Raw genomic sequence first — 12,728 nt, 5'->3', positions numbered from 1 at the left:
CGTCATGCTAATTTCCGCAGTGCATAATATTGAAGGAGTATAATATGCAAGATGCAAACGCTAGATTTCCGTTCATAGCTAGAGTATTAGTCCTAAGGCAGTTCCTGTGGGGAGCGGCTTTTTATGGGACCTATGTATTATTAACGAAGTTCTTCCTACAAGAGTTAAACTACAGTGAAGCTGAAACCATCATGATGATGGGGGCTTTTGGGGCTGTGGGCCCTGTATTCTCAGCTGTTGGTGGTTTTGTTGCTGATAGATATATTGGTTCGTTCCGGGCGGTATACATTGGTTATACCACTTACACCATAGGTTTTTTCCTCCTGGGGTTAGGGGCCAGCGATCTGAATGTACCACTGAGTATTTTCTCCATTGCCTTGATTGGCTACGCTCGGGGGCTTTCGGCAACCAGTCCGACAGTACTGCTAGGAAATTCTTACTCGGAAACAAACCGAGAATCTTTCCAGCAGGGCTTGACGGTTAACTATTCTATTAACAACCTCGGTTCATTCGCTTCCAAATACCTATTCCCGTTTCTTGTGGCCTTTTTAGCCTATCAGGGTAATTTCTATATTGCTTCAGGCTTAATGTCGATTACCTTGGTACTGTTTGTTGTCTTCCGTAAGCAATTTACCGCTGTGGGTAATGACATCGACCGCCGCTCAGTGAGCCTCAAGACATGGGTTTGCTTTGTTGTCGGCTCGGCTGCCATGCTGGGGTTAGTTTTCTGGGTGTTCTCGAACCTGGATGCTGGTAAATACCTGCTATATGCGTTGGGTGCCTGTGCGATTATGTATTTCATCTATGAAATTACCCGCGCAACACCTGCTTTTAAGTACAAGATGTGCGGTGTTCTGATCATCATCTTTATCATGATTGTCTTCTACTTCTATTATGGTCAGATGCTCACATCGATGAACATTTATGCCATTAATTTGATGGGCGATCAGATCATGGGCTTTATTCCCATCCGTCCTGAATCAAATGCGGCCTTTAATCCACTATGGTGCTTCATTCTTGGCGCCCCTGTTATCTATATCTATGCTTGGTTGGAGAGAAAAGGATTTTCACCATCAATTCCAACTAAGTTCGCTGCCGCTTTTGTGTTTAGTGCGATTGCATTTGGACTCTTAGGGCTCTCAACCGGTTTTGTCGGGGAAAATGGCAAGATTTCTGCTGATTGGATTTTGTGGGTGCATTTCTTCCAGTCACTGGCTGAGCTGATTGTAGGCGCGCTAGGTGCTGGCTTTATTTTTGAAATGGTGCCACGTTACCTGTCGGCATTTGCGATTGGTTTGCGCTCTGTTGCACTGTCGCTCAGTGGTATCCTGGCAGCGGTGATTTCTACCAAGATTGCGTTGCCTAAAGATCAGGTATTAACCCCTGAAATTATCGATGGTGTTTACGCGAGCTATTTCTATAATCTTGCAGGCTTAGCTGTTGTTATGGCATTTGTTACGTTGTTGTTGTCTAAGGTAATTACGAAGCTGATCCGTAAAGGTGAAGAGCTTGAACAACAAGAATCTGGGCAAGATATGGCTACCGATCATTAAGGTCTTCAATACACCAGGCGCCAGCCAATAGGCTGGCGCTGATTTGCACAATGAATACCATCACTTTCTAATGTTTCATTGCAATCGCTTTTTTTGGTTCTCCCTCTGATACATTCATGCTTGCGCTAACTGATGTCATGTTGACGATATCGACTTCTAATTGATCTTTTCCAAGCAATTCATCGACAAGGTGCTGTGAGAACGGCCAGTAGTTCAAATTGGCATCCAAGGTAATTTCACCAGATACATCTTCCGGAACAATGAAGGTGTAGTCGACGATAGAATAGCCATTTGGCAGGATACGGGTATCCGAGAGTATTCTGTCTACCTCCCAAACGTTGAGATCAACGACATTGCCATTGATATCTCCTAAGGTGACTTTAAAACTGCGGGTGCCAGCTTCTGTCTGACCATCAACAACGGCACCGGAACGGTAGATTTGCTCTTGAGCCGCGGTTTTCACATTAAAGTCAATCCATACTTCTCGCCCTTCTGGGAATCCAGTTGGCAGCTTATGACCAGCGCCGACATTGGCAACTTTAATCTTGATTGTAGCGAGCTGGCCAGCTGTTAGCGTTTTGGGCAGTTCCACAAACTCTATCGTTGCTGCAGAGCGCAGCATCGCGCGTGCGAGCTCGGCACTTTCAGGATCTTCAAAGTATTGGTGGAGGGTAGAGTTACCCCCTGTAAATTCATGGGAATAAATGTGCTTACGTTCTTTACCCATGATGGCTGATTTACCAGGGTTGCTGTTTTGACCAGGGCCTGGTGTCATATGGCAATCTTGGCACTCAACGCCTTGCTCGTTATACGCACTTTCTTGCCATTCATCATAGGTACGCTCGATAGGCGTACTGTTGAACGGATGGGTGACATTATGACAAACAGAGCAGAACTCTGATTTAGTGTGAATATCGGAATACTCGGTTTTGTGGTAGGGAGAGTTGGCATCAGTACGAGGGCCTAATTTCACGTTTTTTACTTTGTTGGGTGACAAGATATAGGCACCATTATCACTGCCGCTGATCCCCGTTATGTTATGGCAAACCTCGCAGTTCACGCCGGGTAAGTTATCGTTGGCCTCATCAAGCGTGGCTGCTGTTGCATTCATACTTGTCATACCGATTGGGCTGTGGCAAGCAATACAAAAATTATCAACTTTGGCATTTGTCGCTTTACTTGCACGTTTGAATAGGGCCCGGTAAATAGGGTCTTCCCATGAATTTGCCATCACAGAGCGTTCCCACTGTTGGTAAATTTCACTGTGGCAGCCTTTACATATTTCAGGGTTTTCGAACATTTCCGGTTTTAGTTGCCGGCCATTAGTCGTTGCCCGCGATGGATAGAACGGCATTTGCTGTTCTATTTGTTCTTGGTTGGCTGGTTTGTGTGGCTTCAGCCATTTTTGCATACTTTCTTCGGCCTCAGTGGCGAAGGAAGTTATTATGAAAATACCGACAAGCACAGCTTGGCTCATTCTGTGAGAGAGCTGTGATATAGGCTGATAGTGTGGTTTGCGATTGTATTGTTCTGAGCGCCAACTCGATGTTGTTTGGTTATTATCCATAAGCTTATCCGTTGAACTTGCTGTGTTTATGTGGATGCCTAGTTAGCTAGACTGAGTGTAGGTAGGGTAAAAAGAAGAAGATGTCACGAATTTGCAATACACCTATATTGGGATAGGGGGAAATAACGAACAAAAATTAGACTCAGAGAGGGTAAGTCAGACGATAATCCCTTAGAATGAAAAACATAGGCTAATTGCCAATGTTTGTATGTATCATGATAAATGTTTGTTTAAGCCTTTGTGTATTATGAATAAGAATTAGGAAATGAAAGTGAAACGAGCCTTTTTAGTCGGTATCACTGTGTCTGTATTGATGATGTCAGGCTGTGGAGAGGAATTACAGCTTACGGCAACGCCAATAAAGAATGTCGATAAAATACATGTAACTGAATTAAACAATATTGATGTGTATTGTCAGACGGGAATTTGTCAGTTTAATTTAGTCGCTAATCAAGAGACAAATGTTACTGTGAACATGCACTATGACGATTCCCGTAGCTTTGAAAAAATCGAAGGCGTCAGTGTTACAGGCAAATTGGGCTCATCGGTACAGATGGCAGATGAAAATTCGTTTACGCTCGATATTTCAGGAGAGAATGAACCATCGAAAGTGCTGGTGGTTGATTATTATCGCAACTGAGTGAATGACTTCATAATGACATCAAACAACAAGTAGCCAAGGCACCACAGTTGTTGGCCTTGGCCGTTTTAGTTTCGGCTATTGATCTAATGACTTTCGTTTATGTCGGTTTGAAGCGCCAGCGCCTGGTTTTTCAGGAACGGGACGCTTTTCTGCAATGAGGTGGCGAATGGCTAACACGGGGTGTTTGAGTAACATTTTCGGCCCGGCATAGCGCATAATTTGCTGAGACAATGATTTGTAATCTGCCTTATAGCAATGAATAGGGCAAAGCCGACAGGTTGGTTTCTTTTCACCGTAAGGGCATCTGTCCAGCCGCGTGAAGGCATATTGGAGAAAGTCCTCGCACTGCTCACAAACCGTGGCGGTTTTATGGTGATCTTTACAGTAGATCCTCACCATCGCTTCGATAGTTTTAAATTCGGTTTGTAGGCTACCAAATAGAATAATTGCCTTGCCTGATGGGATCATAATGGTTTCTCGGCAGCAAAAATTTGCTGAAACATATCAAACATACATGCTGAATATACCTACAAAAACTGACTCAAAAAATGATCTAAATCGTGATTTATATGACAAAAATGCAGAAACTTGTTATGAACATGAAAAAAATATGACTTTTATAGCAAGAATTGACCTTAGATGGGTTGATTTCATTGGGTTTGAGCAGTAGTATCCGCTCCTCTTTTTTTGTGGTGGTGTATATGAGCAGATTTGAGTGCCTTGAAAGAATTGTCGACGAATACCGTAAGAAAGTTCGTGACGCGGAGTTTAATAAACAGAATGACAGTGAAGTCGCTAAAGTCCTGGTTCTGCTTGTCGGAAACTCTATGTTCAACTTGGCAGATGAATTTGCAGATTGGGTCAATCGTGGTGGTGATCGTAGCTACGGTGGTAAGTTTTTTGTCTCTAAGCAGCTGATGACGTTGCTTGAGCCTGTAACTTTCCGCGGTGTAACTGTACGCCGTGATTCGATTAAGCTGTTCAGAATTTCATAACTGGCCAGTTTGTATCGTTTGTTCAATTACTCTCATAAAAGAAAAATTGAAGAACATATTTTTAATCTAGCTTTGCTTCGGTGAAGCGGGATTAGTAGAAAAGGATGCTTAGGCATCCTTTTTTGCATCTGAAAGGCGGTACTTCCCAGTTTGCTTCAGCTGTATCTTTATCGTAAGGCTGAATACTCCTGTGGTTGATTCTGCGGCGATTTGTTTGTATTTTGCGCTCGTGGTTGCTTGAGGTTGATAGCGCTCCTTAAAATCCGTCTGAGAGGCTTATAGGATGTTGTTAACGGTGAGAGCAGGCTGGTTGTTTGACTAGGCTGGATCAGAAGCAAGAACTGTGGTCAGATAATTAGAAATAAATAGTAAAGTCAGTAAAGAGATTCGAATATAATGGATGCAGAATTTTGGCATAGCCGCTGGGCAGAGAACCGTATTGGTTTTCATTTGAATGACATCAACCCCGTACTAAGAAAGTATTGGCCAGTACTTAATACGACCCGCTCCGACTCGGTGCTGGTGCCAATGTGCGGTAAGTCGGTAGATCTGACTTGGTTGGCAGAAAGGCATGATAACGTCATCGGGATTGAACTGAGCGATATTGCGGTTAGGGCTTTTTTCTCGGAGCAATTCTATATTCCAACAGTGACATCGCTCGGCAATGGCCAGTCGATGTACGAGCTTGATGAAATTACCATTCATTGCGGCGATTTTTTTGCAACACGAATTGAGCCCGTAGACGTCGTCTATGATCGTGCGGCTCTGATTGCTATGCCACAGGAAATGCGTCAGATGTATGCAGATAAGTTGCTCTCAATGGTGAAAGCTGGTGGCCGCATTCTTTTGATAACATTGGATTATCCGCAAGCTGAAATGGATGGCCCTCCGTTTAGTGTTGCTAAAGAGGAAGTCGAGCAGCTGTTTAAAGGTTGTAAGATCACACACCTTGGCCGTGGTGAAGCCGATGAATCTCACCCTAGGCGTCAACGTGGCTTATCACGTTTTGCTGAAGAAACGTGGTTAATCGAGGTTTAATCTATTAATGAACAAACAAAAGGAGCCAATTGCTGGGCTCCTTTTGCTATTTAGCTATATAGCATGGCAGCGTAACGTAAATTAGAGTACGACTTTGACATCCGCTGCGGCTTCAACCGCATCATTAATTGCCTGCTCGGTATTGTCACGGCGAGCTAAGGCAACACCCAAGCGACGACGGCCGTTAATCTCTGGCTTGGCAAAGAGGCGTACTTGCGTTTGCGGGCGGGCCAATGCCGTTGCCAGGTTGTCGAAACGAATATTGGCAGAAACCCCTTCAGACAAGATAACCGCTGAGGCCGATGGGCCGTATTGGTTGATTGAATGGATTGGCAGGCCAAGGAAAGCGCGGACATGCAAGGCGAACTCAGATTGCTCTTGAGAGATTAGCGTGACCAGGCCGGTATCATGCGGGCGAGGGGAGACTTCACTAAACAGGACTTCATCACCCTTGATAAACAGCTCAACACCAAACAAGCCATAGCCACCTAATGCATTAACGACCTTTTCAGCAACCTGCTGGGCAGCTGCCAGTGCAGCATCAGACATCTGCTGTGGCTGCCATGATTCACGATAGTCGCCGTCTTCCTGGCGATGGCCGATTGGGGCACAGAAGTGAACGCCATCTACTGCCCGAACAGTCAGTAGGGTGATCTCATAATCAAATTCAACAAAGCCCTCTACAATGACGCGGCCAGCACCAGCTCGGCCACCTTCTTGTGCGTATTGCCATGCAGATTCGATGTCAGCAGGGGTTTTTATCACGCTTTGCCCCTTACCTGATGAGCTCATAATGGGTTTTACGACACAAGGTGTACCAATGCGTTTGACTGATGCTGCAAAGTCATCATATTGGTCAGAAAACTCATAAGGGGAGGTCGGTATAGACAATGTCTCTGCTGCGAGGCGGCGGATACCTTCGCGGTTCATCGTTAGCTTAGTGGCATTTGCGGTAGGGACAATATTCAGTCCATTTGCTTCAAGCTCTACCAGAGTCTCAGTGGCAATAGCTTCGATCTCTGGGACAACATAATGAGGCTGCTCATAGTTAATGAGTTCTTTGAGCGCTTCGCCATCAAGCATATTGATAACATGGCTACGGTGGGCAACTTGCATTGCAGGTGCGTTGGGATATCGATCAACTGCAATGACTTCAAGACCTAAACGTTGACATTCAATCGCGACTTCTTTCCCTAGTTCACCAGAACCTAGTAACAGAACACGGGTTGCATCTGAGCAAGTAGCTGAACCTAACATCGAATTTCCTTACGATAAGTATTGATACTGATGTCGATCATACAGGATTTTTGATGTTGCGCAAACGTTTGCGCGTGTTGTTTTTAAGTGTATTTTACGTTGCTGCGTGAATGCACTGGTTGGTCGCAATTTCGACACTGCAGCCGGGTGGTTCACCGCTAGATAGCAGACATAGCAAGGCATTTGCTTTGTAAAAGTTATGTCATGATTAAAGCGCCGCTATCGAGTTTCAGGCACTTTTTGGTTAACTTATGTCCATTATTCGTTATCGGCAGTATCATTACGATGAAAAAAATATTACTAGGTTTGGCTCTTACCCTTTCAGTTCCATTTTCAGCATACGCTTCACAAAGCGTTGGTGTATTTTTCGGTAGCCCAATGAGTGGGATCCAGTACAAGCAGAATGACTTACGTTTCTCGCTTGGCCTAGATGATTTTGGTGTTGCGGTAGATAAGACATTTAACTTAGGTTCGGTTACGAACAACCCTGAGCTTAATAGCCTGTACACTTTTGTCGGTGCGCAATATGTTGATAATAAGCATGATAAACTCGGTGTACGTTCTGGTGTCGGGTTTCAGGTGCCGGTCAGCCAGTTTGAATTGTACGGCGAAGTCGGCCCGACGCTTTACGTTGTTGAAGATGTCGACCTTGAGTTAGAAGGGGCGCTTGGCGTTCGCTACCGATTTTAAGTCAGTAGGCTGATTGAAAAAGGCTGGGAAAATCCCAGCCTTTTTCAGTACTGTCATTTGATTAACTTAGCTTCCTGGTAATACTGTTTGGCACCATCGTGCAGTGGTGCTGAAAGACCGTCTTTCACCATTTCTTCTTTTTTCAGATTAGCGAAAGCTGGATGCAGTTTGCGAAAGGTGTCAAAGTTATTGAATACCGATTTCACGACCTGGTAAATCAACTCTTTATCAATTTGTGCTGACGATACGAATGTAGCCCCTACACCGAAGGTCTTCACATCTTGAGCTGACCCCTTGTACATTCCCCCTGGTACTGTTGCAACGCGGTAAAAGTCATTCTCTTCAACTAATTTGTCGACCACAGGCCCAGACACTTCCACGATCACGCTGTCACATGATGTCGTCGCTTCTTTGATTGCGCCGCTTGGATGGCCAACGGTATAGATCATCGCGTCGATTTTGTTATCACACAGGGCTTTTGACTGCTCTGATGCTTTTAGCTCCGACACCAGGGCAAAGTCTTTGTTGGTCCAACCGAGGGCTTTCATTAATACTTCCATGGTACCTCGTTGGCCGGAGCCTGGATTACCAATGTTAACGCGTTTGCCTTTTAAATCTGCGAATGTTTTTATTCCGGAGTCAGCTCTAGCGACAACAGTAAACGGTTCGGGGTGGATAGAAAAGACGGCTCGTAGAGATTTGAAAGGGCCATTGCCTGCAAATTTACTGGTGCCGTTATAGGCATGGTATTGCCAGTCTGACTGGGCGATACCTAAATCAAGTTCGCCAGCGCGGATGGTATTAATGTTATAGATAGAGCCACCGGTACTCTCTACCGAGCAGCGCACGCCATGCTCTTTTCGGTCTTTATTGACCAGCCGGCAAATGGCGCCCCCCGTAGGGTAATACACACCGGTAACTCCTCCGGTACCTATGGTGATGAAAGAATCGGCGTGGGTCGAAATTGAAAAGAATAAAGAAATAATGCCGATTAGAATAGACGTAAAACCAAGGTGCTTCATATAAGGATCCTCTGAGTGAACATACTTCTGTGTACGATTAAAAAGTATAGAAGGGATGCTGTAACTCTCTCTCCGGTATCGCAAAAATAAGCTATTGATCAAATAACTCGATGGAACAAGAGTGTTGGAGGTATATTTATTGCGTAACTCGGTGGAAAAAAATCCCCGACTTGCGGGGATTCTTTCAAATATTAAGCTGGTTCGCTTTCGACTATTGCCTTTTTATTTTCCCAGTGAGTAATAAAGGCAACAGAAACGACGATAATTGCCGCTCCAAGCCACAGACGCCCAGGTGGAACCCAACCAAAAACGAGCCAACCTGCCAAAACATTCAAAGGAAGCTTGGCATGATCGAAGGGCTGAACAAAAGAAGCATCAGCCACGGCATAGGCTTTAGCAATCGCCCATTGAGCCAGTGCCGTCAGCAAACCTGCACCGATAAGCAGTAGCCAGGTCAGCCCTTGTGTTGGCATGGCAAACTCAGGTGCCGCCAGGAAGAGATTAAAAGGTGTGATAAGGAGCAGTAGGTAAACGACCATGGTTGTCGGTGAGTCATAGACAGACATCTTCTTCACCATCAGCGAATAACTTGCCCAGAAAAAAGCTGCGCCGACAGGCAATAATGACGCCCAGTTAAAGACATCTGCCCAAGGTTCCAGAATGATCATTGCACCCACGAAACCGGCCAATGTGGCCAACCAGCGTGCTGTTCCGACTTTTTCCTTCAGGAACAACCCAGAACCGATAGTCGCAAACAGCGGAGAAGTCATTAGTAGTGCGATACCTTGCCAGATTGGCACAGGGTAGGCGAGTGCCCATAGCCAGAGCTGAATACCGATGACGGAAAGAAAGACGCGTAAGCAATGCAGGCCAAAGTGATTGGTCTGCAAGGCACGCCGCAACCCAAGGCTTTTTAACCATGGAAAAATAGCGATAAGGGCAATGAAATATTGGATAAACGCAACAGTTGTCGACGGCAGGTGAAGCATGACACTCAAGTACTGGGCCAAGCTATTAACAATAGCGAAGGCAAGTCCTGCAGTAAGCATCCAGCTGGCGCCTTGGATCGGATTATGATGATGAGACATGGGTAAGTGAGATGGCTACTATAAGAAAAACTTTAGGTATCATACTCTGGCCATAATGAGGATGAAACTGATTTATAAAGAAAAACCGCCATCAGGCGGTTTCTCAAGAAGCGGATTGTTCTATAAGGTTGCTATGCAGCCACATAGGTTAGAGGGACATCCGGGTTTAATGCCTCAAGTGTATTCTGGGTATCCGCTAGGTGGCTAATTGTGCTGTCAGATTTTTCAACCAGCGCTGCTTCTTCAATCTCAGATAGCGGGTAGCCAGCCATGTTCATGTTAACAAGTGCAACTTGAAGGGGCGGTAAGCTAGGGTTGAAAGCGGCATTTTCAGCATACATACCAACAAAGGTATTGCCGTCTTTTGCTTTCAGGGCAACACCGCTGAAGTTTTTGGTATACGGTGCGTGAGAGATATTCGCAGCCTGGCAAGCCTGCTTAACCAGAGCTTCAGTCGCTTCAGTTTTCAGTCCATGATCAATCTTAGCCATTAGCGCATCTGTAATGTTCAAATCGGCGGGGCCAAATGATTCAGGTAAGTACTCTTGAAGTGTTTTTGCTGCACGTGCAGGAAGCTGGACAACTAACTTATTTGCCGTCGTTAGTTCATTCATGAACTGGCGGCAGTGGCCGCAAGGGCTGTAGTTGATTGTGATATCTGAAATACCCGTTTCACCTTTTACCCAAGCGTGGCTAATAGCAGATTGCTCGGCATGGATAGTTTGGCCAAGTGATGCACCGATAAATTCCATGTTGGCACCAAAGTAAAGGCGACCAGACTCACCGCGAACAATAGCACCTACAAAGAAGTTTGAAATCGGAGCAACGGAATAAGCAGCAGCAACAGGGAGAAGGGCAACACGCAACTCACTGTCTGTCATCTGTGTTTTAGCGAGCAATTGGTCGAATACTTCAGGGCTCAAAGTTGCATCAAAGTTTGCATCTTCTAAAACAGGCTTAAGTGCAGTAGCCAGATCAGAGGGTAAAGCGCCTAAAGCATCCATTACTTTAGTATGCATGAGTTGTCACTCCGTATTGTGTATGGAGAAACATTGTAGGCGCAGGGATTAATTCTATGTGTGATCTTTGTCACATATAAGCAATCACTGTTGCATTGATTACATAAATGAGAGTGGTGTCACACAGCTTTTGAATTTTGTGTCTTTATTTATCAATAAGTTAACGATGTATTCGATTACCTGCATATAAACTGCATATTTTTGCTGTTAACTGAATACTTTCAAAATAACAGGAAAAAGCACCGGTGCCAGGATTGAAGTCATTACGCCACAAATAACAAGGGCTAGCGAGCTGAAAGCTCCCTCTTGATAGTTTTCTTCAGCAGCTTTTGCTGTACCAAGCGCGTGTGACACCGTCCCCATTGTCAGGCCTTTTGCGATAGAGGCTTCAATACCAAACAATCGAAACAAGGGATAACCCAATACCGCACCAAATAAACCCGCGATAATAACCATGATTGCGGCAATGGCAGGTACACCGCCGATTTGTTCTGAAACGGCCATAGCAATCGGAGTAGTGACAGATTTAGGCAAAATACTGGCTGTTAGCTGCGGATCGGCACCGAGTGAAAGCGCAATGCCAGCGCCGGTTACCATGGATAAGACACTTCCTGTCAGGCACGCAGTGAAAATGACTTTCCATTTTTGCCTAATCTGTGACAGTTGCTCATAGAGCGGGAATGCAAGGGCAACAACCGCAGGTTCGAGCAGGTAGTTCAACCACTTGTTTTGCTCAAAATAAGTGTCATAAGGTACACCCAACCACACCAGTAAAGGAATGATAATAAGCAGGCAAATTAATAACGGATTAACGATAGGGTGCTGAATGTGTTTGGAAATAAACCGGGACAGATAAAAAACAATTAGTGTTGTAGCCAACCAGATCATTATTTTTCCTTGTAGTGAGTTGCCACGCCAATAACCAGAAAGACAATCAGGCTGCTGCCAATGGTGCTAAGTAAAATAGGTAGGGTATTTGCGGAGAGTAAATCTAGGTAGTTGACCAGGCCAACACCAACTGGGACGAACAACAGTGCCATGTGGCGGATCAATAAGTGACAGCCCTCTTTCGCCCAATGTGAGGGGATGAGCCCCATAGAAAGCACAACAAACAAAAGCAACATGCCGATAATACTGCCAGGAATAGCCAGATGGCTGAGATGCTGGATTCCTTTACCTATAAACAGGCAAATAAGAATAATTGAAAAGGAACGTAGATATGCCATGAGCCTTATTCCTAGTGAAGAGACTCATTTATCATACAAAACAAATGTGATCTAAGCCACAAAAATATTGTGTGTCGATTTACCTGTAGTTAGAGGTAAGACACGACAACAATAGCAACACCTGCCGCTGCGAGTAACAACACCGAAATTTTGTGTAACAGGCTGTATTTCACAATATGCTCCGTTGCTGATTCTAGCCTAGGCTCCTCCGGTGTCGCTTCAGCGGGTAACCGAGGTTGCTTATCAAAGGTATGAACGAGTCGGCATGTTTTATCAGGGATAGGCACACGAAAACCAAAGTGGGGGATGACCTCGATGGGGATCGACATGACACCGTTGATATCTAGTTTTTTAGTCAGCGATATAAGCAGGGTATTGAGGTCGAAGTGGTTGCTGTTGTCGTCTTCGTAGGGATCTAGCTGGATGAAAGTTTTATCAAAGAGCGACTGGGCACTGATCACCTCGCCGGCAAAATAGCACAGTGTTTCAAGTAAGCGAGACTCGTGAACGGTCAGCTCGGTTTCGGTGTTATCTTGCCATACCAATAAACGTAGATCAGGTTCGAAGTCCACGTTTTCAAAGCGATAGCAACGTGTTAATGCTTTTGTCGTCATATCAACCACTTAAATT

The 12,728-nt window shown here is 45.1% G+C and carries 15 protein-coding genes; 6 read left to right on the top strand and 9 right to left on the bottom strand.

The genetic code is table 11. From position 1 onward, the window contains the following. The first annotated feature begins 44 nt into the window (after positions 1 to 44). A complete protein-coding gene (locus AC51G0_RS10140; protein WP_496298204.1) occupies positions 45 to 1,553 on the top strand; it encodes a peptide MFS transporter in 1,509 nt (502 codons plus the stop codon). Between the two features lie 67 nt (positions 1,554 to 1,620). Here AC51G0_RS10140 and AC51G0_RS10135 read toward each other — a convergent pair whose 3' ends face one another. Continuing rightward, positions 1,621 to 3,120 (bottom strand): multiheme c-type cytochrome, encoded by a 1,500-nt coding sequence (locus tag AC51G0_RS10135; protein WP_496298202.1) that lies wholly within the window; start codon positions 3,118 to 3,120, stop codon positions 1,621 to 1,623. A 265-nt stretch (positions 3,121 to 3,385) separates the two neighbouring features. Here AC51G0_RS10135 and AC51G0_RS10130 point away from each other — a divergent pair, with 265 nt between their 5' ends. After that, positions 3,386 to 3,760 carry a spore gernimation protein gene (locus AC51G0_RS10130; RefSeq protein ID WP_496298200.1) on the top strand — a complete coding sequence of 125 codons (375 nt, stop codon included), beginning with the start codon at positions 3,386 to 3,388 and terminating at the stop codon, positions 3,758 to 3,760. A 78-nt stretch (positions 3,761 to 3,838) separates the two neighbouring features. Here the strand turns inward: AC51G0_RS10130 and AC51G0_RS10125 are convergent, their stop codons facing one another. Next, positions 3,839 to 4,231, bottom strand: coding sequence for a nitrous oxide-stimulated promoter family protein (locus tag AC51G0_RS10125; protein WP_496298198.1), 393 nt, complete (start codon positions 4,229 to 4,231; stop codon positions 3,839 to 3,841). A 1-nt stretch (position 4,232) separates the two neighbouring features. Between AC51G0_RS10125 and AC51G0_RS10120 the strand changes: the two genes are divergently transcribed. The 3 genes from AC51G0_RS10120 to AC51G0_RS10110 all read left to right on the top strand — a co-directional run bounded on the left by AC51G0_RS10120 (position 4,233) and on the right by AC51G0_RS10110 (position 5,796). Then, on the top strand, positions 4,233 to 4,433 hold the full coding sequence (locus tag AC51G0_RS10120) for a hypothetical protein (protein WP_496298196.1): 201 nt from the start codon (positions 4,233 to 4,235) through the stop codon (positions 4,431 to 4,433). Positions 4,434 to 4,464: 31 nt separating this feature from the next. After that, on the top strand, positions 4,465 to 4,758 hold the full coding sequence (locus tag AC51G0_RS10115; protein ID WP_036826689.1) for a hypothetical protein: 294 nt from the start codon (positions 4,465 to 4,467) through the stop codon (positions 4,756 to 4,758). Positions 4,759 to 5,154: 396 nt separating this feature from the next. Continuing rightward, positions 5,155 to 5,796, top strand: coding sequence for a thiopurine S-methyltransferase (locus tag AC51G0_RS10110; protein ID WP_496298194.1), 642 nt, complete (start codon positions 5,155 to 5,157; stop codon positions 5,794 to 5,796). 81 nt (positions 5,797 to 5,877) lie between these two features. Here the strand turns inward: AC51G0_RS10110 and purT are convergent, their stop codons facing one another. Then, positions 5,878 to 7,053 (bottom strand): formate-dependent phosphoribosylglycinamide formyltransferase, encoded by a 1,176-nt coding sequence (purT, locus tag AC51G0_RS10105; RefSeq protein ID WP_496298193.1) that lies wholly within the window; start codon positions 7,051 to 7,053, stop codon positions 5,878 to 5,880. A gap of 285 nt (positions 7,054 to 7,338) precedes the next feature. Here purT and AC51G0_RS10100 point away from each other — a divergent pair, with 285 nt between their 5' ends. After that, entirely contained in the window at positions 7,339 to 7,743 is a 405-nt protein-coding gene (locus AC51G0_RS10100) for a hypothetical protein (RefSeq protein WP_496298192.1), read from the top strand. A gap of 53 nt (positions 7,744 to 7,796) precedes the next feature. Here the strand turns inward: AC51G0_RS10100 and AC51G0_RS10095 are convergent, their stop codons facing one another. From AC51G0_RS10095 to AC51G0_RS10070, 6 genes are all read right to left on the bottom strand, one after another. Continuing rightward, a complete protein-coding gene (locus AC51G0_RS10095) occupies positions 7,797 to 8,765 on the bottom strand; it encodes a TAXI family TRAP transporter solute-binding subunit (RefSeq protein WP_496298190.1) in 969 nt (322 codons plus the stop codon). 191 nt (positions 8,766 to 8,956) lie between these two features. After that, entirely contained in the window at positions 8,957 to 9,853 is an 897-nt protein-coding gene (locus AC51G0_RS10090; RefSeq protein WP_496298189.1) for a DMT family transporter, read from the bottom strand. A 131-nt stretch (positions 9,854 to 9,984) separates the two neighbouring features. After that, positions 9,985 to 10,872: a cytidine deaminase gene (cdd, locus tag AC51G0_RS10085; RefSeq protein WP_496298187.1), complete on the bottom strand. Its 888-nt coding sequence runs from the start codon at positions 10,870 to 10,872 to the stop codon at positions 9,985 to 9,987. Between the two features lie 207 nt (positions 10,873 to 11,079). Continuing rightward, a complete protein-coding gene (locus AC51G0_RS10080) occupies positions 11,080 to 11,757 on the bottom strand; it encodes a CidB/LrgB family autolysis modulator (protein WP_496301919.1) in 678 nt (225 codons plus the stop codon). A gap of 2 nt (positions 11,758 to 11,759) precedes the next feature. Then, entirely contained in the window at positions 11,760 to 12,098 is a 339-nt protein-coding gene (locus AC51G0_RS10075) for a CidA/LrgA family protein (RefSeq protein ID WP_496298186.1), read from the bottom strand. Between the two features lie 89 nt (positions 12,099 to 12,187). Beyond that, positions 12,188 to 12,712 carry a winged helix-turn-helix domain-containing protein gene (locus tag AC51G0_RS10070; protein WP_496298185.1) on the bottom strand — a complete coding sequence of 175 codons (525 nt, stop codon included), beginning with the start codon at positions 12,710 to 12,712 and terminating at the stop codon, positions 12,188 to 12,190. Positions 12,713 to 12,728: the final 16 nt, after the last annotated feature.

Source organism: Photobacterium sp. HL06, assembly GCF_059552575.1.
Note: the sequence above shows the minus strand (reverse complement) of the source record. Positions and strands in the feature narration are given on the sequence as shown.